At 69.7% G+C, this 25,154-nt stretch carries 24 protein-coding genes; 13 read left to right on the top strand and 11 right to left on the bottom strand.

Features of this window, described 5'->3' with window-relative positions:
* Positions 1–133 precede the first annotated feature (133 nt).
* Together AC5W7N_RS01455 and pdxH are read right to left on the bottom strand one after the other, a co-directional pair.
* Complete coding sequence (locus AC5W7N_RS01455; protein ID WP_163814255.1) at positions 134–1,417, bottom strand: MFS transporter; 1,284 nt, start codon at positions 1,415–1,417, stop codon at positions 134–136.
* 80 nt (positions 1,418–1,497) lie between these two features.
* Complete coding sequence (pdxH, locus tag AC5W7N_RS01450) at positions 1,498–2,217, bottom strand: pyridoxamine 5'-phosphate oxidase (protein WP_495923118.1); 720 nt, start codon at positions 2,215–2,217, stop codon at positions 1,498–1,500.
* 112 nt (positions 2,218–2,329) lie between these two features.
* Here pdxH and AC5W7N_RS01445 point away from each other — a divergent pair, with 112 nt between their 5' ends.
* Positions 2,330–3,457 carry a citrate synthase 2 gene (locus tag AC5W7N_RS01445; RefSeq protein WP_163814257.1) on the top strand — a complete coding sequence of 376 codons (1,128 nt, stop codon included), beginning with the start codon at positions 2,330–2,332 and terminating at the stop codon, positions 3,455–3,457.
* Between the two features lie 83 nt (positions 3,458–3,540).
* Here AC5W7N_RS01445 and AC5W7N_RS01440 read toward each other — a convergent pair whose 3' ends face one another.
* Positions 3,541–4,161, bottom strand: a complete 621-nt coding sequence (locus AC5W7N_RS01440) for a hypothetical protein (protein WP_280498576.1) — start codon at positions 4,159–4,161, stop codon at positions 3,541–3,543.
* 225 nt (positions 4,162–4,386) lie between these two features.
* Here AC5W7N_RS01440 and serC point away from each other — a divergent pair, with 225 nt between their 5' ends.
* From serC to AC5W7N_RS01425, 3 genes are all read left to right on the top strand, one after another.
* Positions 4,387–5,511 (top strand): phosphoserine transaminase, encoded by a 1,125-nt coding sequence (gene serC / locus AC5W7N_RS01435; RefSeq protein ID WP_163814258.1) that lies wholly within the window; start codon positions 4,387–4,389, stop codon positions 5,509–5,511.
* Positions 5,512–5,735: 224 nt separating this feature from the next.
* A complete protein-coding gene (gene sepH / locus AC5W7N_RS01430; RefSeq protein WP_495923115.1) occupies positions 5,736–6,863 on the top strand; it encodes a septation protein SepH in 1,128 nt (375 codons plus the stop codon).
* A 188-nt stretch (positions 6,864–7,051) separates the two neighbouring features.
* On the top strand, positions 7,052–7,798 hold the full coding sequence (locus tag AC5W7N_RS01425; protein WP_495923114.1) for a DUF6928 family protein: 747 nt from the start codon (positions 7,052–7,054) through the stop codon (positions 7,796–7,798).
* 31 nt (positions 7,799–7,829) lie between these two features.
* Here the strand turns inward: AC5W7N_RS01425 and AC5W7N_RS01420 are convergent, their stop codons facing one another.
* Entirely contained in the window at positions 7,830–8,708 is an 879-nt protein-coding gene (locus AC5W7N_RS01420; RefSeq protein ID WP_163814261.1) for an alpha/beta fold hydrolase, read from the bottom strand.
* Positions 8,709–8,810: 102 nt separating this feature from the next.
* Between AC5W7N_RS01420 and AC5W7N_RS01415 the strand changes: the two genes are divergently transcribed.
* The gene (locus AC5W7N_RS01415) at positions 8,811–9,590 is read left to right on the top strand and encodes a helix-turn-helix domain-containing protein (RefSeq protein WP_495923113.1); all 780 of its coding nucleotides are present in this window, start codon (positions 8,811–8,813) and stop codon (positions 9,588–9,590) included.
* A gap of 40 nt (positions 9,591–9,630) precedes the next feature.
* Here the strand turns inward: AC5W7N_RS01415 and AC5W7N_RS01410 are convergent, their stop codons facing one another.
* Entirely contained in the window at positions 9,631–9,933 is a 303-nt protein-coding gene (locus AC5W7N_RS01410; RefSeq protein WP_163814263.1) for a DUF2537 domain-containing protein, read from the bottom strand.
* Entirely contained in the window at positions 9,930–10,733 is an 804-nt protein-coding gene (locus tag AC5W7N_RS01405; protein ID WP_163814264.1) for a TrmH family RNA methyltransferase, read from the bottom strand. The genes AC5W7N_RS01410 and AC5W7N_RS01405 overlap by 4 nt, the downstream gene beginning before the upstream one ends.
* 94 nt (positions 10,734–10,827) lie before the next feature.
* Here AC5W7N_RS01405 and AC5W7N_RS01400 point away from each other — a divergent pair, with 94 nt between their 5' ends.
* Positions 10,828–12,033: a GNAT family N-acetyltransferase gene (locus tag AC5W7N_RS01400; protein WP_495923111.1), complete on the top strand. Its 1,206-nt coding sequence runs from the start codon at positions 10,828–10,830 to the stop codon at positions 12,031–12,033.
* Between the two features lie 65 nt (positions 12,034–12,098).
* Positions 12,099–12,515 (top strand): YccF domain-containing protein, encoded by a 417-nt coding sequence (locus tag AC5W7N_RS01395; RefSeq protein ID WP_130918783.1) that lies wholly within the window; start codon positions 12,099–12,101, stop codon positions 12,513–12,515.
* 8 nt (positions 12,516–12,523) lie between these two features.
* Here AC5W7N_RS01395 and AC5W7N_RS01390 read toward each other — a convergent pair whose 3' ends face one another.
* A complete protein-coding gene (locus AC5W7N_RS01390) occupies positions 12,524–12,961 on the bottom strand; it encodes an Rv0880 family HTH-type transcriptional regulator (RefSeq protein ID WP_163814267.1) in 438 nt (145 codons plus the stop codon).
* A 60-nt stretch (positions 12,962–13,021) separates the two neighbouring features.
* On the opposite strand from AC5W7N_RS01390, the gene AC5W7N_RS01385 reads away from it, so the two are divergent.
* A complete protein-coding gene (locus AC5W7N_RS01385) occupies positions 13,022–13,261 on the top strand; it encodes a DUF2530 domain-containing protein (protein ID WP_163814268.1) in 240 nt (79 codons plus the stop codon).
* Between the two features lie 29 nt (positions 13,262–13,290).
* Here AC5W7N_RS01385 and AC5W7N_RS01380 read toward each other — a convergent pair whose 3' ends face one another.
* The 4 genes from AC5W7N_RS01380 to AC5W7N_RS01365 form a co-directional block, all read right to left on the bottom strand.
* Entirely contained in the window at positions 13,291–14,733 is a 1,443-nt protein-coding gene (locus AC5W7N_RS01380) for a sensor histidine kinase (RefSeq protein WP_495923108.1), read from the bottom strand.
* Positions 14,734–14,743: 10 nt separating this feature from the next.
* Positions 14,744–15,463, bottom strand: a complete 720-nt coding sequence (locus AC5W7N_RS01375; protein WP_138446159.1) for a response regulator transcription factor — start codon at positions 15,461–15,463, stop codon at positions 14,744–14,746.
* A gap of 70 nt (positions 15,464–15,533) precedes the next feature.
* Positions 15,534–15,920 carry a hemophore-related protein gene (locus tag AC5W7N_RS01370; protein ID WP_163814269.1) on the bottom strand — a complete coding sequence of 129 codons (387 nt, stop codon included), beginning with the start codon at positions 15,918–15,920 and terminating at the stop codon, positions 15,534–15,536.
* Between the two features lie 108 nt (positions 15,921–16,028).
* On the bottom strand, positions 16,029–18,101 hold the full coding sequence (locus AC5W7N_RS01365) for an AMP-binding protein (protein WP_163814270.1): 2,073 nt from the start codon (positions 18,099–18,101) through the stop codon (positions 16,029–16,031).
* A 318-nt stretch (positions 18,102–18,419) separates the two neighbouring features.
* On the opposite strand from AC5W7N_RS01365, the gene AC5W7N_RS01360 reads away from it, so the two are divergent.
* From AC5W7N_RS01360 to AC5W7N_RS01340, 5 genes are read left to right on the top strand one after another with little or no spacing between them, the layout of a single operon-like run.
* Positions 18,420–22,115 carry a sensor histidine kinase gene (locus AC5W7N_RS01360; protein ID WP_495923105.1) on the top strand — a complete coding sequence of 1,232 codons (3,696 nt, stop codon included), beginning with the start codon at positions 18,420–18,422 and terminating at the stop codon, positions 22,113–22,115.
* Positions 22,112–22,531 carry a roadblock/LC7 domain-containing protein gene (locus tag AC5W7N_RS01355; RefSeq protein WP_036533017.1) on the top strand — a complete coding sequence of 140 codons (420 nt, stop codon included), beginning with the start codon at positions 22,112–22,114 and terminating at the stop codon, positions 22,529–22,531. Before AC5W7N_RS01360 ends, AC5W7N_RS01355 begins: the two co-directional genes overlap by 4 nt.
* 7 nt (positions 22,532–22,538) lie before the next feature.
* The gene (locus tag AC5W7N_RS01350; RefSeq protein WP_014981573.1) at positions 22,539–22,913 is read left to right on the top strand and encodes a DUF742 domain-containing protein; all 375 of its coding nucleotides are present in this window, start codon (positions 22,539–22,541) and stop codon (positions 22,911–22,913) included.
* Positions 22,894–23,496, top strand: a complete 603-nt coding sequence (locus AC5W7N_RS01345; RefSeq protein ID WP_171048002.1) for a GTP-binding protein — start codon at positions 22,894–22,896, stop codon at positions 23,494–23,496. Before AC5W7N_RS01350 ends, AC5W7N_RS01345 begins: the two co-directional genes overlap by 20 nt.
* Complete coding sequence (locus AC5W7N_RS01340; protein ID WP_495924251.1) at positions 23,496–25,103, top strand: carboxyl transferase domain-containing protein; 1,608 nt, start codon at positions 23,496–23,498, stop codon at positions 25,101–25,103. The genes AC5W7N_RS01345 and AC5W7N_RS01340 overlap by 1 nt, the downstream gene beginning before the upstream one ends.
* Positions 25,104–25,154 lie beyond the last annotated feature (51 nt).

Here is a 25,154-nt window from a genome sequence, read left to right as displayed (position 1 = left end):
CGTCGGCACCGGGTGCGGTCGGCACGGCGGTGCGCTTGACCATGACGCTAGTCGCTGCTTCGCCGGGCACGGGCAGGAGGGTGCCCACCGCACGATCTCACAAACGTACCGCCGGGCGGTGAGGCGCTGGTGCTCACGCCGGCACCGGTTCGGCCGCTGACCGGCCCACCCGGTACCGCACGAAGGCCGGGAAGGCCAGCGCCGCGAGCACCACACCGACCACCACCAGCACGCCACCGCCGGCGGCGGCTACGGCGGTACCCAGGCTCGCCGCGGCGAAACCGTGCGCAACATCACCGATTCGGGGGCCGCCCGCGACCACGACGATGAACACTCCCTGCAGCCTGCCGCGCATTTCGTCGGTCGCCACGGTCTGCAACATCGTCATCCGCAACGCGGCCGAGACCATGTCCACCGCACCGCCGAAGGCCGAGCAGGCCAGCGCGATCCACAGCCCGGCGGCGACGCCGAGGCCGTGCCCGGTGAACCCGACCGCGACCCCGAAGCCCACCATCGCCAACCCCCACAGCGCGATGCACACGATCACCGCGAGCCCTTGCCTGCGCACCCGCGGAATCCACCCGGAGAACACCCCACCGAGTACCGCGCCCGCCGACATGGACGCGAACAACAGTCCGAGCGCGACGCCGCCGGTGGCCGGATCGCCGAATGTCTCGTGCGCGATCTGCGGGAACAGTGCGCGTGGCATCCCGAACACCATGGCGATGATGTCGACGGCGAACGAGGCGAGCAGGATCCGCTGGGTGGCCAGGTAGGCGAAGCCGTCGAACACCGTGCGCAGGCCCGCGCTGCGGACCGAACCGGTGGGCGGCAGCGACGGCAACCGCCACACCGCCCACAGCGTCACCAGCAGCGCGATGGCGTCGATCAGGTACAGCGTGGACAGCCCGATCAGTGGGATGAGTGCGCCCGCGAGCACCGGCCCGGCGATGGCGCCGAACTGGGTGACCGTCATCGACAGCGAATTCGCCGCGGCCAGTTGGCTTTCCGGCAGCAACCGGGGAATGGTCGCGCTGCGGGTCGGCTGGTTGACGGCGAAGAAGGCCTGCTGCACCGCGAACAGGCCGAGCACCAGCCAGACATTGCCCGCGCCGCTCGCGGCCTGGATCCAGAAGGCGAGCGCGGTGAGCCCGGTGCCGGCGTTGGTGATCAGCAGCAGCGTGCGGCGGTCCATCACATCGGCGAGGGCGCCACCCCACAGCCCGAACACGATCAGCGGTACCAGCCCGAACAGGCCGGCCAATCCGACGTAGCCGGAACTGCCGGTGAGCTGGAAGATCTGGGTCGGCACCGCGACGACCGAGAGCTGGGCACCGATCGTGGTGACGATGCCGGAGGTCCACAGCCTGCGGTAGTTCGGGTCGCGCAGCGGCCTGGTGTCGGCGAGCACTCTCACCGGCCGCAGATTATGCGAGCCGGACCCGATCCGGCCAGACCTTATTCATCACATGATTGGATGCATTGCCCGTCCGGGGATCAGGGTTGTAGACGCTGAACCGTCATGGTGTCGCCGTCGACGTTCACCCGGATGCGGTTGTGCAACCGCCCCTGCCGTCCCTGCCAGAACTCGACCTCATCGGGGCGCAGCAGATATCCGCCCCAGTGCGGCGGTACCGGAATCTCGTCGACCCCGGCGAAGCGTGCCGTGGTCTCGGCCAGTGCGCGATCGAGTTCGGTTCGTGAGGCGATCGGCCTGGACTGACGCGAGGCCCAAGCACTGAGCTGGGAATCGCGCGGGCGCGAACGCCAGTAGACCGCCGTGGTCTCGGCCGATACCCGCTGCACCGGCCCCCGCAGATGCACCTGTCTGCCCAGCGCGGGCCAGACGAAGGTGGCCGCCGCGAACGGCACCGCGGCCAGTTGCGTCCCCTTTGCCGAGTCGTAATTCGTGTAGAAAGTCACACCTTCGGGGGAGAGCCCTTTACACAGCACCGTGCGCGCGACCGGACGCGGTGTGCCGTCGGCGGCGAGTGCGACGGTGGCGAGCACCATGGCGTTCGGTTCGGCGATACCGACCGCGGTGGCCTGCTCGATCCAGTGCCGCAGCAACGGTTCCCAGCCGCCTGCCAGCCAGTTCTCGTCCAGATCGGCATCGCGGGCGCCGGTACCGGGGGCGCCCTCGCTGTCGAAGGGCCCGGCACCGTAGTCGACGCGCATGGCGGCGAGATCCGGGTAGGAATTGTCCAGGTCACGCATGGGGCAGACGTTACTCCGCAGTAGCTAGGGGCTAAGGTTTTGGTGATCGGCATGTGCCGCGACCACCGTGCACCGCGAGCCATGCGACCCGACGTGCAAGGAGAGTCACCACATGACTACCAGCCCCGCGGTTCCCCCGGATTTCGTCAGCGGTCTCGAGGGTGTCGTCGCGTTCACCACCGATATCGCCGAACCCGACAAAGACGGTGGCGCGCTGCGCTACCGCGGTGTGGATATCGAAGATCTGGTCGCCAACCGGGTGACCTTCGGTGACGCCTGGGCGCTGCTGGTCGACGGCGAGTTCGGCCGCGGCCTGCCGCCCGCCGAGCCGTTCCCGCTCCCGGTGCACACCGGCGACGTCCGGGTCGACGTGCAGGCCGGCCTGGCCATGCTCGCCCCGATCTGGGGCTACGAGCCGCTGCTGGACATCGACGACGAGACCGCGCGGGAGAACCTGGCGCGCGCCTCGGTGATGGCGCTGTCCTACGTGGCGCAGTCGGCGCGCGGCATCTACCAGCCCGCCGTCCCGCAGCAGAAGATCGACGAGTGCACCACGGTCACCGAGCGGTTCATGACCCGCTGGAAGGGCGACCCGGACCCGCGGCACACCGAGGCCATCGACGCCTACTGGGTCTCGGCCGCCGAACACGGCATGAACGCCTCCACCTTCACCGCGCGCGTGATCGCCTCCACCGGCGCGGACGTGGCGGCCTCGCTGTCGGGCGCGATCGGCGCCATGTCCGGACCGCTGCACGGCGGCGCGCCCGCACGCGTGCTGCCGATGATCGAAGAGGTCGAGCGCACCGGCGACGCCCGCGCGCTGGTCAAGGGCATCCTCGATCGCAAGGAGAAGCTGATGGGCTTCGGGCACCGGGTCTACCGGGCCGAGGACCCGCGGGCCCGGGTGCTGCGCAGCACCGCCCAGCGGCTGAACGCCCCGCGTTTCGAGGTGGCCGCCGCGCTGGAGCAGGCCGCGCTGGCCGAGCTGCGCGAGCGTCGCCCGGACCGTGCCATCGAGACCAACGTGGAGTTCTGGGCCGCGGTCATCCTCGATTTCGCCGAGGTGCCCGCGCACATGATGCCCGCCATGTTCACCTGCGGCCGGACCGCGGGCTGGTGCGCGCACATCCTGGAGCAGAAGCAGCTCGGCAAGCTGGTGCGCCCGGCCGCCATCTACACCGGCCCGGGGCCGCGTAAGCCCGACGAGGTCGCGGGCTGGGCGTCCATCTCGCACAGCTGAATCCCTCCGGTCGCGGGGCCGGTGCTGTTCGTCGAGCAGTCCGGTTCCGTAGCGGGGCAACGCGGCCGCAGCAGTCGGCCCGGCTACCGCTCGGCCAGGGACGCCTCCCAATCGACGGCGACCGACTCACCCCGGTCGACGGTGAAGAACGCGACTTCGAGCCGTTTGCCGAGATCCACCAGGCCGATCGCGGACAGCGGCACCGGCTGCACCAGCCGCACCCGCCAGGGCGCGGGCTCGTCCCAGGCCTGTAGTTCCAGGTCGAGCCGCAGTAGCGGATCGTCGCGGCCGGAGTAGTCGGCGGCCATGGGCGTCGCCGCGAGCACGGTCGCCTGGGCGCGGCGGCCGTCGGCCAAGATCTTCGCGATGCCGACCCGGCCCGGCCCGGCGTCATCGGACACCTGCAGCACCACGCGCTCGCGGTCGCCCGGGTCGACCCGGCAGCAGACGACGTCGCCCGGACGCATCCGGTCCAGGTCCTCTTCCCGCACCCGCTGGCGCACCCTGGTCTCGTAGGGCGGCTCACCGTCCAGCTGTACCCGCACCCAGAACACGTGCCCGGCCTCCCTGCGGCGCGGTCGCACACCGAGCACGGTGGCGGTGCCGTGGGTGCCGCGCAGCAGCAGCTCGCGCCGCGCCGAACCGGTCAGGACGCCCGCCTGCGGGCCGATGCGCCAGCGCAGCCGCGGACGCAGGCTCGCCACCGCCAGCCCGATGCCGAGCAGCCACAGGCCGATCCCCGAACGCCGGGCCCCCGCCGCGACCCCCCGTGGCCCGCTCCGACGGCGCCTCCGCCCGGCCGACGCCGACCGGATGCCATACCCACCGCGTGATCGCCGCCCGGAGTTTGCCGACAGCATGCTCATGAGGGTTCAGGTTAGCCGGAGGGTGGTACACACCACAGCGATACCGCGACTACGCTGTTCGCCATGACCAGTGCGTTCCCGACCATTCCCGACGACCTCAAGCCTGCCGACGGACGTTTCGGTTGCGGCCCCTCCAAGGTGCGACCGGAGCAGCTGCGGTCCCTGGTCGAGGTGGGCGCCTCGGTGTTCGGTACCTCGCATCGGCAGAAGCCGGTCAAGGATGTGGTGGCGCGGGTGCGCTCGGGTCTGCGGGAGCTGTTCTCGCTGCCCGACGGCTACGAGGTCGTGCTCGGCAACGGCGGCACCACCGCGTTCTGGGACGCGGCGGCCTTCGGCCTGATCCGCGAGCGTTCGCTGCACCTGACCAACGGTGAGTTCAGCTCGAAGTTCGCCTCGGTGGCCAAGAACAACCCCTTCATCGGCGATCCGATCGTGGTCTCGGCCGAGCCGGGCAGCGCGCCGGAACCGGTCGCCGACCCCTCGGCCGACCTGATCGGCTGGGCCCACAACGAGACCTCCACCGGTGTGTCCATCCCGGTGCAGCGTCCGGCCGGTTCGGAGAACGCGCTCATCGCCATCGACGCCACCTCCGGCGCCGGCGGCCTTCCGGTCACCATCACCGACGCCGACGTCTACTACTTCGCCCCGCAGAAGTGCTTCGCCGCCGACGGTGGCCTGTGGGTCGCGCTGATGAGCCCGGCCGCACTGGCCCGCGTCGAGGAGATCAAGTCCTCGGGCCGCTGGACCCCGGACTTCCTGTCGCTGCCGATCGCGATCGACAACAGCACCAAGGACCAGACCTACAACACCCCGGCGCTGGCCACCCTGCTGCTGTTCGCCGACCAGATCGAATGGCTCAACGGCAACGGCGGTCTGGATTGGGCGGTCAAGCGGACCCTGGATTCGTCCTCGCGGTTGTACTCGTGGGCCGAGTCGAGCGAATACGCCACGCCGTACGTCACCGATCCCGCGCACCGTTCGCAGGTCGTCGGCACCATTGATTTCGCCGATTCGGTGGACGCCGCCGCGGTCGCCAAGGTGCTGCGCGCCAATGGCATCGTCGACACCGAGCCCTACCGCAAGCTCGGCCGTAACCAGCTGCGGATCGGCATGTTCCCGGCCATCGATCCCGACGACGTCACCCAGCTGACCAAGGCCGTCGACTGGGTCGTGGAAAAGCTGAGCTGACCACCTGAGACCAGCGAGAACCCGCCGCGCCGAACGCGTGGCGGGTTCTCTTTTTGTCAAGCGGGGGAAACTGCTTGGTTCGCAACGGAATAGAGCAGATTAGCCGTGCGCGGTGCGCTAGGGGTAGATTTCGATGCCGCGTGTCTTGCGGCGGGATTTACAGAAGTGCACTACTGTTCCAGAACGTGGGCGGTGTCGCGAGCCGACGCGATAAGGAGGTAACGGTGCGTGAACTTCGAGTGATCGGCGTGACGCCCGATTCCGCCCATATCGTCTGTGTGGACACCGAAAGCGGCCAGAAATTCCGGCTTCCCGCCGATGACAAACTGCGTGCCGCTGCCCGCGGAGACCTTGCCCGATTCGGCCAGATCGAGATCGAAATGGAAGCGACTATGCGACCACGCGATATCCAGGCCCGTATCCGCGCCGGTGCCTCCGTAGCCCAGGTCACCGAAGAATCCGGCATGCCGGCCAGCCGTGTCGAACGTTTCGCCTACCCGGTGCTGCTCGAGCGCGCACGCGCCGCGGAACTGGCGCAGAAGGCGCATCCGGTGCGGCCCGACGGTCCCGCGGTCGAAATCCTCATCGACGTCGTCACCGCCGCGTTCACCGCGCGCGGGCACACCCTGGAAAACGCCGAATGGGATGCCTGGAAAGACGAGAAGGGATTCTGGGTCGCCCAGCTGCAGTGGCAGAACGGGCGTTCGGAGATCGCCGCGCATTGGCGTTACCAGCCGGATGCGCACGGTGGCACCGTTTCCCCGCTCGATGATCCCGCCGCCGATCTGATCGATCCCGATTTCGGGCGCGCGCTGCGCGGGCTCGCGACGATCCTGCCGGAGGAGCCGCAGGCCCCGGCCCCGGTCGAGCCGCCCGCCGAGCCGCGGCAGCCGCGCGAAAGTGCCGCGCTGCCGCAGAATCAGCCCGTGCTGGAGGAGTACTACGGGCAGCGGGCCGTCGCCGCCGGTGGCACCACCGCACTGCCCGCCGCGGCGTCGACCACGGGTTCGATTCCGGCGGCCGGTGGTTCGGCCACCGGTGCGGCCGCGACCGGTCCTAAGGCACCTGCCGCCGGTGGCCGGGTCGATGCCGAGCCTGCGGCGCGCGCCGACGCCGAGGTCACGGCCGAAACCACCGCCCGGGTCGAGCCGGTCGCGGAGCGCGCGGCCGCGAGCACCGTCGAGGTGCCGGCGGCGGCAACCGAATCGGCCGAGCCGGAGGCAGGCGAGGCCACCACCGATGCCAAGCCCGCTCCGGCCAAGGCCGCCAAGCCCGCCCGCACCAAGCGCGGCAAGGCGCCGATGCCGTCGTGGGAAGACGTGCTGCTCGGGGTCCGCAGCTCCGGTCACTGAGCCGCGTCGGCGCAGGTAGGCGGATGTCATAACCGGCGAAGCCGCGGTATGACGCGGCCGGTGCAGGTAGATTTTTCGGTGTGTCGTCGGCCTCGGTCGGCGCGGGCGGTGCCGGGAACGCGTTCGACGCACCGGGCATTGCCCGAAGTTCGCGGAGCTCTTTTCGTGCAACTCGGGAGGTGCCGAAAATGCTGTCCAAGGCTTCGTCGCTCTGGTACGTCGACGCACCAGATCCACAGGCGGTGCTGCGCGAGGATCACGATTCCGACCCCGAGGCCGCGCGTGCGCTGGCCGAGCAGCTGCATCCCGACCACGACGTGGTGCCGATCATGGTGGGCACACTCGGCGGCTGCGCCGGTCCCGATGCCGACGAGGTGTACATCGGCTGCTATCCCGGTGTGACCGTGGTGTGTTCGCCGCAGGTGGCGCGGGTGCGGCCGACCGCGTTGCCCACGCCGCTGATCCGGCCGCTGGCCTCCGAGCACACCTATCTCATCGCGTTCGATACCGGGCATCGCTGGGGTTCGTTCGCGCATTGGGAGCGTGGTGAATTCCGGCGCGCGTTCAGCGCCAATCGTGTGCACATCCTGGAAGACGAAGGCCTGCCGCTGGTGTGGGAGCGTCCGTACTGGGCGGGTGAGCATCCGGTGCGGTTGCAGGTGGGCGACATGCCCGACCCACAGACCCTGCCGTTCGACCCGCCCGATTTCGCCGATGCCGCCAACCACGAATGGCTCGGGTTCCATTACCGCGCACCGGCCGCCGAGGGCGCGCTGCTGCCCGGGGACATCTCGGTGTGCGGGTTCACGCTGTACCCGAAGGGGCAGGCGCCCGATCCGGGGGCGCTCGGCGGCGACGGCCGACCGCATATCGCGAACGGGAAGCCGCGGCGCGGGCTGCTGTCGTGGTTGCGCCGCGGCGATCCGGTCGGCTGAGCCGCGCCGAGGGCGGGGTGAACGAGCCGAGTCAGGGGGCCGGCCGCCGCAACCAACGCCGCAATGCGTCGGTCACCTCGGCCGGGCGCTGCTCCATCAGGAAATGATCGGCGTCGATGCGCACCAGTTCGGCACCGTCGATATCGCGGGCGAGTTGTTCGGCGGTGGCCGACGGTATGGCGGGTTCGCGAGTACCCCAGATGATGGTGGTCGGGCAGGTGATCTCGGCCAGCCCGATCGCGAGTTCCGGGCGGTCCCGCACTTCGTATCCCGCCCAGAAATGCGCGTACTCGCGCCGGCCCCGCGGGGTGCGCAGCATGGCCAGGTAGTGGTCGAGCCGCTCGGTGTCGAAGGTGCCGTTGCGCAGGTAGCCGTGCATCCCGAGGCGGTGCACCCAGTAGATCGGCGCGGTGGTGAGCAGTGGTCGCAGCAGCCGGTGCCGCGCGGCGACCGTGAACAGCCCGAACAGTAGGTAGAACGCCGGGGTGAAGGTGCCCTGCGCGCGGGAGTTGAGAATGGCGAAACGGCGGACCCGGTCGGGATGACGCTGCACGAAACCGAGCCCGAGGAAGCCGCCGTAGTCGTGGCAGGCGAAATCGACGCGGTCCAGGCCGAGCGCGTCCAGCATCCGGGCGATCCGGTCGACCTCGCTGTCGTAGTCGCAGTTCCATCCCGGACCACGGGTGGATTCGCCCCAGCCGAACCAGTCCGGCGCGATCACCCGGCGCAGCCGCGACAGCGGTTCCAGCTGGTGTTCCCAGGCGAGGTGGTTTTCCGGCCAGCCGTGCAGCAAGACCAGCGGATCTCCGGTGCCGGCCTCGGCGTAGTGCAGGCGGGCGCCGTCCACGGTGATGTCGCGGAGGGCGATCGCCGTTGGGTTCGTTACCGGTTCGGTTCGGTCGGTGGTCATCCCGCCTCCTGCTCGTCGTCGCTGGTCGCGGTGGTGCTGCCGCGGGTTCGGTGCCGGCTGAGGTGCCGCCGTGCGCATCGTCGTCCCGGTATCGTCGCGCCCATGACACGGTCGGCACTTCCGGAAACGTGCTCCGATACCGCCACCGCGAAGCTGTGGATCCGGCCGGGGCATGCGGTCTACCTCGGGCCGAGCCTGGGGCTGGCCGCGCATTCCACCGCCATCGCCTCGCTGGGTGTCGGGGTGGACGCGCCGTTCCGGGTGCGGGTCGCGGACGGGCCCGATATCACCGCGCGCAGCTTCCTGTTCCGGGCCAGGGTGACGCACCATCTGGTCGAGAGCCGGGGGCGAATGTTGTTCTGCTTCTTCGATCCGACTTCGGCGCGGATGGCGCGATGCCTGGGTGGGATGACGCGTTCGATCGGCGACTATTCGGCCGACCAGGTGTGCGAGGCCGACATCATCGCGCTGTGCGACGACCCCGAGCCCGAGGTGGAACAGCTGCTCGAGCTGGCGAGCATCCCGGTGCCCGCGGTGCGTGATCCGCGGATCGCCGCCATCGCCGCAGCGATCCGCGCCGACCCGGCCCGGTCCCACCGCGCCGCGGAAAGTGCCGGTCTCGCCGGACTGTCCACCTCACATTTCCTGCGCACGTTCGCCGAGCAGACCGGCACCAGCTTCCGCCGCTACGTGCAGTGGGCCAGGATGCTGCGGGTGGGCCGCGCCTATGCCGCGGGCCACGATCTGACCAGGGCCGCGGCCGACGCGGGTTTCGCCTCGCCGTCGCATTTCAGCGACGTGTTCCGCGCGATGTTCGGGCTGACGCCGACCGCCTTCCTCGGCGTCGGCAGCGAGGTGCGCATCATCGACGACGCCGACTGACGCGCCCTCATCCGCTCGGCCTTCACCAACCGCCCGGCTCTCAGACGCCGAGCAGCAACCCCAGCCAGGCCACCAGCACCCCGATGGCCCCACCCGCGAGCACCCAGCGGGTGACCGGCGCGCTACGCCAGCGCCACGCCGTCGGCGCCACACCACCGACCGCGACCACGTTCACCCCCACCGACAACAGCGGATGCACCTCGGCCAGCGCCGCGCCGAAGGCGTAGACCGCGACCGTCGTCAGCACCGCGACCAGCACCGTCACCGTGATGCCCGCCGCCCACGGGGTGGGATCCTGGCAGTCGTGGTACGGGTCGTAGCGGTTGCTCGACAGATCGCTCATGTCGTCCTCACCCGTTCATAGAACGCCATCGCGGCCGCGGTCGCCACATTCAGCGAATCGGTGCCGGGGCTCATCGGGATGCGGGCGCGAAGGTCGGTGGCGGCCATGGCCGCTTCGGTCAACCCTGGGCCCTCGGCGCCGAGCAACAGCGCCACTCGATCGCCGGTCATGGCCGTCGCCAGGTTCACCGCCGCCGGGTCGGGGGTCAACGCGATGATCTGAAAACCTTCGCGGCGCAGCAGGTCCAGGCCGCCGGGCCAGTCCGGTACCCGCGCGAACGGGACCCGCAGCACATGCCCCATCGACACCCGGACCGCCCGCCGATACAGCGGATCGGCGCAGCGCTCGCCGAACAGGATCGCGTCGGCGCCGAGACCGGCGGCATTGCGGAACATCGAGCCGAGGTTCTCGTGATCGTTGACGCCCTCGAGCACGGCGACCGTGCGCGCACCGGCCAGCACCTCGTCCAGGGTGCGTTCGGGCAATCGATGCGCGACGGCGAGCACACCGCGATTGAGATGGAAGCCGACCACCTCGGCCATCACCTCGGCCGTGGCGCGGTAGTAGGGCGCGTCGACGTCGGCGAGATCCTCGGCCAGTTCCGCCAGCCGCTTGCCGGTGCCCAGCAGCGCGTGCGGCCGGAACGGCGAATCCAGCATCCGCCGCACCACCACGGTGCCCTCGGCGATCACCAGACCCTTGCCACCGGGACGGTCGGGCCTGCGATCGACCGACTTCAGATCCCGGAAGTCGTCGACCCGTGGATCGTCCACGTCGTCGATATCCACAACCACCGCCACAGCCGACATCCTGCCAATCCCCGGCCGCCGCGGCGGAGGCGGCCCGACGGAAAATCGGGTGCGCATCCGGCACGGCGGTGCCATCGTTCGAGGCATGGCCATCCACGACGACATCGTCATCCGCTCGGCGCGTCCGGCCGACGGCGACGCGATCCTGCTGCTGCTCGAGGTCTGCTTCGCCACCAGGACCTCGGCTGTGGAGAACGAACAGATCCCGCGCATCTTCCCGCCGGAACAGGCCCTGGTCGCCGAGGTCGGTGGCCGGGTCGTCGGGCACACCCAGTCCACCACGATGACCCTCACCGTCCCCGGCGGCCGCGCGGTGAACGTCACCGGAATCGCGGGGGTCGCGGTGGCGCCGACGCATCGGCGCCGCGGCATCCTGCGCGCGATGTACACCGAGCAGCATCGCCGCACCGAGGTCGCCGGGCTGCCGCTGACCATGTTCACCGCCAGCGAGGGCGGCATCTACGGCCGCTTCGGTTATGGGCCGACCGTGGTCGAGAAGAGCATCCGGGTGGACCGGCGGGGCGCGGCGTTCCTGCCGATGGTCCCCGATCCGGGTGGGGTCGAGCTGGTCCCGCTGTCCGCCGCGCAGGAGCGCGTCACGGCCGTCTACGACCGCTGGCGCAGGCTCGTTCCCGGCGCTCAGGTCCGCCCCGACGCAGCCTGGGCGATCCGTTTCGCCGATCCCGAACGGTTCCGCGGCGGCGGCACCGACCTGTTCGCCCTGCTGCATCCCGACGGCTACGCGCTCTACCGCTACCGGCACGGCACCGACGGCTCGGTGGCCGAGGTGGTCGAACTGCGTGCGGTGACCACCGAGGCGCACGCGGCGCTGTGGCGCGCGCTGCTCGGCCTCGATCTGATCGACCGGATCGAGGCCGTGGTCACCGACGACGATCCGCTGCCCTACCTGCTCACCGATCCGCGTCGGGTCCGCACCACCGGCCGCTACGACGGACTCTGGTTGCGGCTCATGGATATTCCGGCCGCGCTCTCCGCCCGCGCCTACGCCTCCGACCTGGACGTGGTGCTCTCGGTACACGACCCGTTCCGCGCGGCGGGCGGCACCTTCGCCCTGCGGGTCCGCGACGGCCTGGCCGAATGTGCGCCGACCGATCGCGACGCGGATCTGGAACTGGGCATCGACGTGCTCGGCAGCATGTACCTCGGCGCACACTCACCGCGCGCCTTCGCCGCGGCGAACCGGTTGCGGGCCAAGAACTCCGGGCTGGTGCGTGCGCTGGAACAGGCCTTCGCCACCGATCGTGACGCCGAAATCGGCTGGTTCTTCTGACCGCCGCAGCCATCGGCCGGCCCGATCGGATGCGCGATCCGGGCCGGTCCTGGCATGCTGGAGTCATGCAGGTGATCCGGCTCGTGCTCAATATCCTCTGGCTGATCCTGGCCGGGTTCTGGATGGCGCTCGGTTACCTGCTGGCCGCGGTGATCTGCTTCATCCTGATCATCACCATCCCGTTCGGCATCGCCGCGCTCCGCAACGCCGCCTACGTGCTGTGGCCGTTCGGCCGCACCACCGTGGACAAGCCGGGCGCAGGCGCGGGATCGCTGATCGGCAACATCATCTGGTTCGTGGTCGCGGGCTGGTGGCTGGCGCTCGGTCATCTGCTCACCAGCATTCCGCTGTTCGTCTCGATCATCGGAATCCCGTTCGGCTGGGCCAACCTCAAGCTGATTCCGCTGGCGCTGTTCCCGCTCGGCAAGGACATCGTCGATTCGGACCAGGCGTTCGCCCCGAACTACCGCTACTCGTCCTGAGTGCTGCGTTATTCGGATTCGGCGACGATCTGCTTCATGATGGTGACCGCCCGCGCCAGCACATCGAGCTGGTCCGGCGTGAGGGTGGACAGCTGGTCGGTCATCCAGGCTTCGCGGGCACTTGCCTCATCGGCGATCAGCGCACGGCCCGCCGGTGACAGCGACACGATGATCTGCCTGCCGTCGGTGGGATGCGGTTCGCGCGCCACCAGGCCGAGATCGGTGAGCGAGGCGATGACCCTGGTCATCGACGGCGGCTGCACCCGTTCGCGCGCCGCGAGCGCACCCGGGGTCATGGCGCCGTCGCGGTGCAGGGTGGCCAGCACCGACAGTTGGGTCAGCGAGATCTGCGAATCGGTCCGTCGCCCGCGCAGATGCCGCGTCAAACGCACGACCGCCAGCGACAGCTCACCCGCGAGCTCTCGAACATCCGATGGCGTTGTCACAGTTGAGCACGATACGGGACCGTGCCCGGAGTTCACGCATGTTCGCCTAGGCTGAGCCCTGTGACCCAGCAGGTGCCGCAGATTCCGCCTCGACTCACCGACCCACGGCCGGTTCTCGCGGTCGGCTGCGCGCTGTGGGCGCTGGCCACGCTCGTGGTCTGGGCGAGCGGAGACCGTTGGGAGACCGCGCGTCCGGTCTGCCTGATGGGACTAGCGGTCGGGTTGCTCGGATACACGATCTTCGTCATCCAGCGCCGGGGCGCCCGCCGCGGCGACAAGGGCGCGCAGACCGGGCTCTGAGCCCGCTGCCCGCGGACATCGGGTGTGGGCTAGCCGGTGCGCGCCGGTCGTGCCGGCAGATCCAGCACCAACCGCACTCCGCCGAGTGTGCCGTCGTCGAAATACGCCTGCCCGCCGTGCAATTGGGCCTGTTGCGCGACCAGCGCCAACCCGAGCCCCGAACCGCCCTTGGTGGCCTGGGTGCCCCGGTAGAAGCGGTCGAACACGGCCTGACGTTCCTGGACCGGGATGCCCCGGCCGTTGTCGTCGATGGAGACGATGATGTGGCCGTTGGGTGCGCGATGCGCGGAGACCAGGGCCTCGGTGGCGCCGCCGTGTTTGACGGAGTTGGCCAGCGCATTGTCCACGGCCAGGCGCAGGCCCGCCGGCAGGCCGCGGGTGACGAGCTCGGCGTCGGTGTCGATGCGAACGGTGAGACCGGGGAAGTGGCGCATCGCGTCGTGCGCGGCCTGATCGCACAGATCGCCGACATCGGTGTCGACGTGGTCGCGTTCGTGAGTGAGGTCGCCGGAGGCCAGCCGTTCCAGCGCCGACAGCGTCGCTTCCACCCGGCCTTGGCTGCGATGCAGGTCGTCGAGGATTTCGGCGCGCTGAGTCTCGTCCAGGTCGAGGGTGCGCAACACCTCGAGGTCGGTGCGCATGGCGGTGAGCGGGGTGCGCAGTTCGTGCGCGGAGACGGCGGCGAAATCGCGGGCTGTCTCCAGGGCCGCGGCGGTTTCGCCCTGCGCCTGATCGACCCGCGAGAGCATCGTGTTGACGGCATCGGCGAGTTGCTCGGCTTCGAGCACACCGGAACCGTCCACCGGTTGCGGCGGATGCTCGGGATCGCGGTAGCCGCTGCGCGCCCCCACCTGACGGGTGAGATCGACGATGGGCCGCACCGCGCGCCCGCCGAACAGCCAGCCGAGCCCGGCCGCGGCCGCGATGGCCACCAGCCCGCCTGCCAGCACCCACCGCTGCTGCTGCGCGGTGGCGCGGGCGGCGTCGGCGTTCGGGATGCCCAGTGAGACGGTCCGTCCGGCCTGCTGGTTCTCGGTGGTGGTGAGCACCCGATACGACGCGCCGTCCACGGTGACGGTGTGCGATCCCGTCGGCAGGTCGGGCAGTTCGATCGCGGTGGTGGCGGTGAGCTCGCCGTTGTCGCGGACGGTGAGCGCCAGGTTCTCGTTCGGGCCGATGAGATTGACCAGTCCGACCGCGATCACCGGGTCGATCAGCACCAAACGGGATGCGAGCGTGAGCTGTTGATCGGTCTGCTCGACATTGACGCGCTCGATCGCCTGCAAGGTGATGACGCTGAGGATCGTGATGATGAGGATCGCACCGGCTGCCGCCGCGCCCGCGACCCTGGTGCGCAATGAGTAGGACCGCCGCCGGCGCGATCCGGCAGCGGCGGCCCGTCGATCGGGCGGGCCTGCGCCGACCGGCCGCGCGGCCGCATCCGAGGAGCCGGGCGTGTCCGCGGCGCTCACAACCGCCCGCTCATTTCGGCGCCCGCAGCACGAAACCGACACCGCGAATGGTGTGCAACAACCGCGGTGTCCCTTCCACTTCGAGCTTGCGCCGCAGATATCCGACGAACACGTCCACCACATTGGTGTCGGCGGCGAAGTCGTACCCCCACACCAGTTCGAGCAGCCGCTCGCGGCTCAGCACCACACCGGCATTGCGGGCCAGCGTGGACAGCAGCTCGAATTCCCGCTTGGTGAGGTCTATTTCGCGGCCGTGCAGCAGAGCCCGGTACCCGGCGACATCCACTTCCAGCGGCCCGACGGTGACCGCGCCAGGGGTGGACGCGGCGGGGGTGTCGGTGCGGCGGCGCAGCAGCGCCTTGATCCGCGCCACCAATTCGGCCAGCACGAACGGCTTCACCAGGTAGTCGTCGGCGCCCGATTCCAGTCCGGCGATCCGGTCGTCCACCGAACTGCGGGCGCTGAGCACACAGATCGGCACCTCGTTGCCCATGGCGCGCAGCGCGGTCACCACACCGGCGCCGTCGAGCACCGGCATGTTCATATCGAGCACGATGGCGTCGGGGGAGTGCTCGTTGACGGCGCGCAGGGCCGCGCCACCGTCGCGGGCCACCAGGACCTGGAAGCCGGACAGGCGCAGCCCGCGCTCCACCGAGGCGAGCACGTCCTCGTCGTCATCGACGACGAGGACGGTCGGGTTTGTCGTGCGATCGGCGCTCACGTCGTTCATTCTGCCGTCGTTTCCCGGTGCGGCCCGGTCACGACGCTCACCGGGCCGGTCGGCGTGAGTACCGCTGCGCTCAGTAGTTCTTGCAGGTGTCGGCGACCTTCTGAATGGTCTGGCTCAGGCCCGCGGCGCGCGGATCGTTCTCGGCCTGCTGCGCGGCCTCGGGGTTCTCGTCGAGGTAGCGCTGGAGTTCGGCGCGGCGCTGCTCGACCGGCTGTTCGAACTTGGCCTGCAGTTCCGCCTTGACCTCGGGGTTGGCGTCCAGCATCGCGGCCAGCTGCGGCGCCTGATCGTGCAGGGCCGCGTCGACCTGGGCGAACGAACACTCCGATTCCAGCAGCGGCGCCGCCAGCTCCATCGGGCCCGCGGAGGCGACCGCGGGGCTGAGGAAGGCGGTCACGGTGGCGGCCCCGGCCACGGTGAGTGCCGCGACGGTGGCCCTGCCACGAAAACGTTTCATATTGCTGCCTCCTACAAGATCGGTGACGGACGCCTCGACCGTATTGCCCCGGGCTGGCATCCGTGTGAACCGTTCCTGTGAAAACTCTGAGGAGCCGAGGCAGATCCGTTACGGGGCGACGGGATTCGAATCCGGCACGACTTCGCCGTTGCCGTTGCCGTCCTTATTGCCCTGGCGGCTGGTGAACAGTTCGGGCTGGGCGGCCAGAATCTGATCCTCCAGCGCCACCAGCACGGCCGGATCCTCGATGGTGGACGGCACCTCGTATTCCTCACCCGCGGTGATCTGGCGGATGGTCTTGCGCAGGATCTTGCCCGAGCGGGTCTTGGGCAGCCCGGCCACCACCACCGCGTCGTGCAGGGTGGCAATAGCGCCGATCTGTTCGCGCACCCGCTGGATCAATTCCTCACGCAGCTGCTCCTTGTCCACCTCGACGCCGGTCTTGAGCACCACATACGCGATCGGCCGCTGCCCCTTGAGTTCATCGGGCAGGCCGATCACCGCGCATTCGGCCACCGCTTCGTGTCCGGCGATCGCGGCTTCGATGCTGCCCGCCGACAGTCGATGCCCGGCCATATTGATCACATCGTCGCTGCGGCCGAGCACGAACAGATAGCCGTCGTCGTCGAAATAGCCGGAGTCGCCGGTGAGGTAGTGGCCGGGATAGGCCGAGAGGTAGGAGCGCTTGTACCGCTCGTCGTCGCGCCACAGTCCGCTGAGCGCACCCGGCGGCAACGGCAGGCCGATGACGATATTGCCCTCGACGTTGGCCGCCACCGGATTGCCGTTGGAGTCGAGGACGCGCAGCCGATAACCCGGCACCGGCACCGACGCCGAGCCCGGCTTGATCGGCAACTGTTGCAGCCCCAGTGGGTTGGCGCAGATGGGCCAGCCGGTTTCGGTCTGCCACCAGTGGTCGACCACCGGGCAGTCCGGCCGCTCGGCGAGCAGGGTGTCGACGGCCCACTCGTAGGTCGTCGGGTCGAGCCGCTCACCTGCGCAGAACAGCGCCCGCAGCGAGGACAGGTCGTAGCTGTGGGCCAGCGTGGCGTCGGGATCGGCGCGGCGGATGGCGCGCAACGCGGTCGGCGCGGTGAACAGCACGTGGACCCCGTATTCGGCGACCACCCGCCAGTAGGCGCCGGCGTCCGGGGTGCCGATCGGCTTGCCCTCGTACAGCAGCGTGGTGGCGCCGACCAGCAGCGGGGCGTAGACGATATAGGAGTGGCCGACCACCCAGCCCACATCGGAGGCCGCCCACATCACCTGGCCGGGGCCGACGTCGTAGATATTGCGCATCGACCAGCACAGCGCCACCGCGTGCCCGCCGTTGTCGCGGACCACGCCCTTGGGGCGGCCGGTGGTGCCGGAGGTGTAGAGAATGTAGAGCGGATCGGTCGCCGCGACGGTCACCGGTTCGGCGAGCGGCGCATCGCGCACCGCCTCGTCCCAGTCCATCCAGCGTGCGGCCACGGTCTCGGCCGAACTCGGCAGCGATTCGGTGGCGGGCTGCGGTGCCGGGAACGGGATCGTCGGGAAGGCGGCGCGCTGTTTGACGATGACGTTGCGCGGCGCCGTGGTCCGGGCCAGGTCGAGCGCCTGCATGACGATCGGCGGGTACTCGATGCGCCGGCCCGGCTCCAGTCCACCGGAGGCGGTGACGATGAGCACCGGCTCGGCGTCGTCGATCCGGGCGGCCAGTTCGGGCGCGGCGAACCCACCGAAGACCACCGAATGCACCGCCCCGATCCGCGCGCAGGCCAGCATGGCGATCACGGCCTCGGGAATCATCGGCAGATAGATCACGACGCGGTCGCCCCTGGTGACACCGAGTCGTGACATCGCGCCGGCGAACCGTGACACTTCGGTCAACAGCTCGGCGTAGGTGTATACCCCCCTGTTGCCAGTCATAGCCGAGTCGTATATAAGGGCGGGTTGGTCGGCGCGGCCGCCGGTGCCCTCGGAACCTTCCGGCAGTTCACGCACGTGCCGGTCGAGCGCGTTGAACGAGGTGTTGAGGGTGGCGTCGGGGAACCACCGGGCCGCGGGCTTGGCCGTGGTGTCGATCACCTGCTCAGGGGGTACCTCCCAGTCGACGGCGGTGGCAGCATGGGCCCAGAACTCGGCGGGATCGACGAGGCTGGTCTGATAGACCGGTCGGTACTCGTTCCTCGCGTTCAACCCGTGCTCCCTAGCCTCGCTTCGATGCCCGCCTCGATAGATCAGCACGATTGTGGCAGACTTCACGCGACGCCCGGGTGGGTGCCGCGACCTTTGGTTTTGCCTGGAACGGGCTGGTCACTGGCAGTGTGCCGATGCGGGGTCAACCAAGAAGTTATTGATCCGTTAGAATCTGATGTCACTTATTCGGTCCGTCGTAGACGCAATTTCTCGGCCAGCCGCAGATCTCGGCCAGCACTGTCTGTCGAGCCAGCATGCGATTGTGGAGGTTGGCGCTGATGGCGCGTGGCTGGGGCCAGTTTGGAAAGTGAGTGGGAGATGCGTGACGCCGCTAGGTCCGGCAGAAAGCGCTGGGCGCTCAGCAACTGGGACCTGCGCTGGAAGGTTACGGCGGTCCTCGCCGTACCGCTGGCGGTCGCGGTCGGACTCGGCGTGTCCAAGATTTCGTCCGAGTGGAGCGAGGCCAACAGGCTGGCTTCTGCCGCCGACAACGTCGAGGTCATTCCGGTCGTCACCGGTCTGAGTGCCGCGACCTCGACGGTCGCGGGTTCCCAGGTCATCAATATCGGTGGCCGATCGCTGGTGACCGAGGAAAACCTGGTCGACCTCGACAAGGCCATTGCCGAGACCGAGGACGCGATCGGCGCACTCGCCGATCTGCCGAGTGCGCAGCAGCCGCTGCAGGAGATGCTCGATCAGGCCAAGGAAGTGCGCGCTCTGGGGTTGTCCCCGACGTCGCTGCCGCCGCTCGAGGCTCGTGATCAGATCGACCGCTACCGCAGCAACGGTGTCGAGGCCGTCGAACAGATCGTGGCGCAGGTCAGCGATCCGCAGATCGACGCGGCGAAACTGCGCCTGGTCGACGCGCTGAACATGCGCGCCACCATGCTCGGTGAGGTCGTCGGTCTCGCGGTGTACCTGCAGGACCGCGAGGTCGGCACCCAGACCTACCTGGTCGCCACCAATACCGAACGGGCACTGCTCGGCCTGCTCGCCGAGCGTTTCCCCGCCGACGACCGCAACATCGACGACCTGCGCAAGGGCATCGAAGCCCGCGAAGGCATGCTCACCGGGCCTGCGGCCCAGTCCGGGCAGCTGCCGCTGGGCGAGGCCCGCCAGTCGATCCTGTCCAGCCTCGATACCACCGAAGCGCTGGTTGCGTTCTCGACCGACGACATCGTCGGCGGTGTGCGCGACCTCGCCGATACGGCCCGGTCCGACGCCATCATGTACAGCATCGTGGTGTTGCTGACGATCCTCGCGGCCCTGCTGCTCGCGGTGTTCGTCGCGCGATCGATGATCGTGCCGCTGCACCGGCTGCGCCTGGCCGCGCTGCGCGTCGCCGAGAGCGACCTGCCGCACGAGGTCGCCCAGCTGCGTAACGGCGCCTCGCCGGAGGAAGTGCCGCTGGAGCCGATGCCGATCCGCTCCGAGGAGGAGATCGGTCAGCTGGCCCGCGCCGTCGACGACATCCACGGCCAGGCGCTGCGCCTGGCCAGTGATCAGGCGCAGATGCGTACCCAGGTCAACGACATGTTCGAGACCCTGGCTCGCCGCTCCAAGTCGCTGGTCGATCACCAGCTCACGCTGATCGAGGCGATGGAGTACGACGAGAAGGACCCGCGCCTGCTGGAGAACCTCTTCCGGCTGGACCACCTCGCTGCGCGCATGCGCCGAAACGGCGACAACCTGCTGATTCTGGCCGGCACCAAACAGCGCAGGGCCAAGTCCGCGCCGGTCGAGATCGCCGACGTGCTGCGCGCCGCGATCTCCGAGGTCGAGGACTACGAGCGGGTCAAGCTGGGCGCCACCCCGCGCGGTTCACTGAAGGAACCGGCCGCCTCGGACCTCGCGCATCTGTTCGCCGAGCTGCTCGACAACGCGCTGCGGGCCTCGCCGCCGGAAACCGATGTGAAGTTCACCTTCGCGCAGGCGCACGATCAGGGCCTGCTCATCGAGGTCGCCGACCGCGGTATCGGTATGCCGCCTACGGAGATGGCCGAGATCAACCGCAGGCTGGAGACCACCGCCGAGCCCGGGCCCGACACCGCCCGGCACATGGGTCTGTTCGTCGTCGGCCGCCTGGCCGAGCGGCACGGGCTCACCGTGCGGCTGCGCCCGACCTTCGACACCGCGCGCGATCCCGGCGTCACGGTGACCGTGCACGTTCCGGTCGGCCTGATCGTCCTCGACAAGAGCGGCTCGGGTCCGCTGGTTCCGCAGCCGTCGCCGGCTCCGGCCGCGGGTCCGCAGCGGCCGTCGGCTCCGTCGTCGATGCAGATGCGCTCGGTCAGCCGCACTCCCGGCGGCAACGTGATGGTCACCGTCGATCCCGGCGTGAGCGGTCCGATCCCGGCCGGTGCCGAGGAGCGTGCGGCCGCGGCCGGTGCGCCCGCCACCCCGGGCGGCGGACTGCCGCAGCGTCAGCCCGGCTCGGCGATGGCCTCGGGCCTGCGTGGTGAGGCCGAGCAGTCCGGTGCCACCCTGCGCCCGGCGCCGGGTCAGCAGGGCACCGGCCCGCAGCGCGGCAAGCTCGCCGCGGCGGCCCTGCCCAAGCGCAATGTCGTGCCCGGCGGTCCGGTGCCTCCGCGGCCGGGCGGCCCGCAGGCCGAGCGGCCCGCCGCCACCCCGCCGCCGCGCGATCCGAACACCGGTCTGCCGCAGCGTCAGCCCGGATCCAATGGTGTGCCGCAACCCACCGGCGGTCTCCCGCAACGTGAGGCCGGTCCGGCAGCTCAGCCGGGTGCGGGCGGTGCTCTGCCGCAGCGTGGTCCCGGTGGTCTGCCGCAGCGTCAGCCCGGTCAGGCCGGGCCGGGTGGCTTGCCGCAGCGTGAGCCGGGGCAGAGTGGATTGGCCTCGCGTGAGGCGGGTCTCGGTGGTCTGCCGCAGCGTGAGGCGGGCCCGGGTGGTGTGCCGCAGCGTGAGCCGTCGGAGGGTGGTTTGCCGCAGCGTGAGCCGTCGGCTGGTGGGCTGCCGCAGCGTGAGGCGGGCCCGGGTGGTTTGCCGCAGCGTGAGCCGTCGGCCGGTGGGCTGCCGCAGCGTGAGGCGGGCCCGAGCGGTGTGCCGCAGCGTGAGCCCGCCGCCGGTGGACTCCCGCAGCGCGATGCTGGTTCGACCGGTCTGCCCCAGCGTGCGCCCGGCCAGAACGGTCCCGCGCAGCGTGAGGCGGGCCCGGGTGGTCTGCCGCAGCGTGCGCCCGGTCAGTCCGGGCCGGGCGGCTTGCCGCAGCGTCAGCCCGCGGCGGCGCAGTCCGGGGAGATCCCGGCCGCGGGTGCTCCGGCCAACGGCAGCGCGCAGCCGGGCCTGCCGCCGCGTCGCCCGGAGGCCACCCAGCGTCACACGGAGCTACCCCAGCGTCAGATGGATCTACCGCAGCGCCCGTCCACCGAACTTCCGCAGCGTCAGACCGACCTGCCGTCGCGTTCGGCCGGCCCCGGCGGCCTGCCGCAGCGTCAGCCGGGTAGCACCGGCCTGCCGCAGCGGGTGGAGAACGCGCCGGGCGTCGGCCTGCCGCAGCGCGACAGCGCCGGTCGTCCCGCGAACGCGGATGCCAACGGTTCCGGCGACAACGGTCGCGATCGGGGCAGGCACAGCTACCGCGCCAACCCCGAGCGGACGGCATCGTTCTTTCAGACCCGGTTGCAGCCGGCCGAGGAGAGCGGCTCGGTTATGGGCGGAACGCCGATCTTCGCCGAGATGATGTCGGCCTGGCTCGCGGACCCGAACTCGGACCGATCCCAGACCGCCGCCTCCTTCGAATCACCCGGTGACGAAGGCTGGCAGGCAGCCCAGCGGGCGAGCGAAGCCAAGCCCACAGCCACCACGGCAGCCGGTCTGCCGCAACGTAATCCGGGCGGACGTCTCGTGCCCGGCGCCGTCAGCGGCGCCGTGGATCGGGCACCGAGACGCGATCCCGAATCGATTCGGTCCAGCTTGAGTCGTCACCAGCAGGGCGTCCGGGATGGCCGCGCAATGAAGGCAATGAACCTAACCGGAGACAAAGGAGACCGATGAACCCCGATCTAGGTGGTAGTGGTACGAACCGTCAGCTGGATTGGCTGGTTTCGAACTTCGCCAACGAGGTTCCTGGCGTAGCCCATGCCGTGCTGGTCTCGGCCGACGGTCTGCTGATGGCCGCGAGCGCACAGCTCCCGGTCGATCGTGCCGAACAGCTATCGGCCGTCACCGCCGGGCTCGCCAGCCTCTCGGTGGGTGTGTCGAACCTGTTCGAGGGCGGCACAGTGCTGCAGTCGGTGGTCGAGATGGAACACGGCTACCTACTGCTGATGGCTGTCGGCGACGGTTCGTATCTCGCGGTCCTGACCAACACCTCGTGTGATATCGGTCAGGTCGGCTACGAGATGGCGTTGTTGGTCGAGCGTGTTGGCCAGACAGTTCAGGCCACTCCACGCGTCACGATGGGTTCCTGATGGTGGGATGGACATAGAAGATCATCGTGTGGGGAGCGCCGAGCCCAGCCTCGTCCGCCCGTATTCGCTGACCGCGGGTCGAACCCGGCCCGCGGTCGAGCTCGCGCTGGAGGCCCTCGTCGCATCGCATCCGGTCGCCCTCGAGCGGCAGTTCGAACTGACCAACATCGAAACGTCCATCGTGGAGTTGTGCAGAGAATCGCCGTCTGTGGCTGAAGTTGCGGCTCGATTGGGTATACCCATCGGGGTGGCGCGTGTGCTCGTGGCAGATCTCATCGAAGCGGGGCATGTTCGCGTTTCGGCCACATTGAAAGACGACTCCAGCGACGATGAACGTCGCGAGCTGATCGAAAGGGTTCTCAGTGGACTCCGGCGTATTTGATTCGACGGCGCAGGTCGATACCCGTACCGCCAAGCCGACTTCGGCCAAGATTGTGGTCGCGGGTGGTTTCGGTGTGGGTAAAACGACATTGGTCGGCGCCGTCTCGGAGATCGTTCCGCTGCGCACCGAGGCGTTGGTCACCAACGCGAGTGCCGGAATCGATAACCTGACCGGCATTCCGATGAAATCGACCACCACGGTGGCGATGGACTTCGGCCGGATCAGCCTCGCGGACGACCTGGTGCTGTATCTGTTCGGTACGCCGGGCCAGTACCGGTTCTGGTTCATGTGGGACGACCTGATCCGCGGCGCCATCGGCGCCGTGGTGCTGGTCGACACCCGCAGGCTGGAGGACAGCTTCGCCGCCGTCGACTATTTCGAAGCGCGCAACCTGCCGTTCCTGGTGGCGCTCAACGAATTCGACGACGCGCCGCGATATCCGATCGAGGACATCAGGCAGGCGCTGGCCGTCTCCGGTGATGTGCCGATCATGTCCATCGACGCCCGCCGCCGCGAACCGGCCAAACAGGCGCTGGTGGCGCTCACCGAGTACGCGCTGCGCAAGGTGATGCAGGGCTATTGATCGGCGCCGGCGGGCAGCGACGCAGCGGTGCGACGGTAGGCGACGGCGCGGGATCGGGGAGGATCTGCGCCGCCGAACTACTCGAGGCGCTGCTCGATGCGGGCACGTTCCGCAGCTGGGACCAGCCGCCGCTATCGGTGGGCACGTCCGAGCGCTACCGCGACGAGTTGCGCGCCGCGGCGGAACGGGCCGGTACCGATGAATCGGTGCGCACCGGTGAGGGCTTGTTGCGCGGCCGCCGCGTGGCCGTGATCGCCTGCGAGTTCGGCTTTCTCGCGGGTTCGATCGGTGTGGCGGCGGCCGAACGCATCGTCACCGCGGTCGAACGGGCGACCGAACTCGGCCTGCCGCTGATCGCCTCGCCGACCTCCGGCGGCACCCGGATGCAAGAGGGCACCGTCGCTTTCGTGCAGATGGTCAAGATCGCCGGTGCCGTCGCCGCGCACAAATCGGCCGGATATCCCTATCTGGTGTATCTACGTGATCCCACCATGGGCGGTGTGTTCGCCTCGTGGGGATCGCTCGGTCACATGACCTTCGCCCAGCCCGGCGCGATGATCGGTTTCCTCGGGCCGAGGGTGTATCAGGCGCTCTACGACCGGCCGTTCCCGAGCGGTGTGCAGACGGCGGAGAATCTGTACCGGCACGGCGTGATCGACGGGGTGGTGGGGCTTTCGGTCTTCCGGCGCATCGCCCATCGCGCGTTGAGTGTGCTGAGTGGGGTAGCGGATCCCGATGCGGCACCGCCGTTTCCGGCTACCGGTTCACTGATCGGTAGGGCAACCGAACCGACGGCGGCCGGCCAGGGGTCGAGTACGGAGGCCGCGGAGACGAATCCGGCCTGGCGGTCGGTGCTGAGCTCCCGGCGCCCGGATCGTCCGGGGTTGCGTGAGTTGCTACGCCATGTGACGCAACGGGTTCCGCTCAGCGGTACCGGCCAGGGCGAAACCGACCGGACCGTCGTGCTGGCATTGGCGCGCTTCCGTGGGCACCCCTGTGTGGTGTTCGGTCACGACCGGGCGGGGCAGGTGGGGGAGAACACCATGGGACCGGCCGCATTGCGGGAGGCGCGGCGCAGCATGCAGCTGGCTCAGGAATTGCGGGTGCCGCTGGTGCTGGTGATCGACACGGTCGGCGCGGCCCTGTCGAAGGAGGCGGAAGAGCGCGGGCTCGCGCCGGAAATCGCGCGCTGCATCGCCGATCTCGTCACGCTGGATACTCCGACCATCTCGGTGCTGCTCGGCCAGGGCACCGGCGGCGGCGCGCTGGCCCTGCTGCCCGCCGACCGGGTGCTCGCCGCGACGCACGGCTGGCTCGCCCCGCTGCCGCCGGAAGGTGCGAGCGCGATCGTGCACCGCGATACCGAGCACGCTCCGGAACTCGCCCGTTCGCAGGGCATCCGGGCCGCCGATCTGCGAGCTGCCGGGATCGTCGACCGCATCGTCGCCGAAAAGCCCGATGCGGCAGACGAACCCATTGAGTTCGCCCGTCGCATGGTCGCCGCCATCGGCGCGGAGCTGGCCGGTCTACGCGCGATGCCGCTGCACGACCTGCGGGCCGCCCGGTACCTGCGCTATCGCCGCCTCGGTCTCCCGCAAGCGGATTGAGCCCCGGCCGTAGCTCCCCGGCCGCACGACCGCCGCAGCTCCGGCCGGCGC

It is taken from the genome of Nocardia sp. CDC519 (genome assembly GCF_059509835.1).
This window is presented reverse-complemented; position numbering and strand designations above follow the sequence as displayed.

Bases quoted from the DNA above. Each gene is read 5' to 3' on its own strand.
- pdxH (WP_495923118.1), bottom strand. From the start codon at position 2,217: ATGCGTGACCTGGACAATTCCTACCCGGATCTCGCCGCCATGCGCGTC.
- AC5W7N_RS01445 (WP_163814257.1), top strand. From the start codon at position 2,330: ATGACTACCAGCCCCGCGGTTCCCCCGGATTTCGTCAGCGGTCTCGAG.
- serC (WP_163814258.1), top strand. From the start codon at position 4,387: ATGACCAGTGCGTTCCCGACCATTCCCGACGACCTCAAGCCTGCCGAC.
- AC5W7N_RS01425 (WP_495923114.1), top strand. From the start codon at position 7,052: ATGCTGTCCAAGGCTTCGTCGCTCTGGTACGTCGACGCACCAGATCCA.
- AC5W7N_RS01420 (WP_163814261.1), bottom strand. From the start codon at position 8,708: ATGACCACCGACCGAACCGAACCGGTAACGAACCCAACGGCGATCGCC.
- AC5W7N_RS01415 (WP_495923113.1), top strand. From the start codon at position 8,811: ATGACACGGTCGGCACTTCCGGAAACGTGCTCCGATACCGCCACCGCG.
- AC5W7N_RS01410 (WP_163814263.1), bottom strand. From the start codon at position 9,933: ATGAGCGATCTGTCGAGCAACCGCTACGACCCGTACCACGACTGCCAG.
- AC5W7N_RS01400 (WP_495923111.1), top strand. From the start codon at position 10,828: ATGGCCATCCACGACGACATCGTCATCCGCTCGGCGCGTCCGGCCGAC.
- AC5W7N_RS01395 (WP_130918783.1), top strand. From the start codon at position 12,099: ATGCAGGTGATCCGGCTCGTGCTCAATATCCTCTGGCTGATCCTGGCC.
- AC5W7N_RS01375 (WP_138446159.1), bottom strand. From the start codon at position 15,463: ATGAACGACGTGAGCGCCGATCGCACGACAAACCCGACCGTCCTCGTC.
- AC5W7N_RS01370 (WP_163814269.1), bottom strand. From the start codon at position 15,920: ATGAAACGTTTTCGTGGCAGGGCCACCGTCGCGGCACTCACCGTGGCC.
- AC5W7N_RS01360 (WP_495923105.1), top strand. From the start codon at position 18,420: ATGCGTGACGCCGCTAGGTCCGGCAGAAAGCGCTGGGCGCTCAGCAAC.
- AC5W7N_RS01355 (WP_036533017.1), top strand. From the start codon at position 22,112: ATGAACCCCGATCTAGGTGGTAGTGGTACGAACCGTCAGCTGGATTGG.
- AC5W7N_RS01350 (WP_014981573.1), top strand. From the start codon at position 22,539: ATGGACATAGAAGATCATCGTGTGGGGAGCGCCGAGCCCAGCCTCGTC.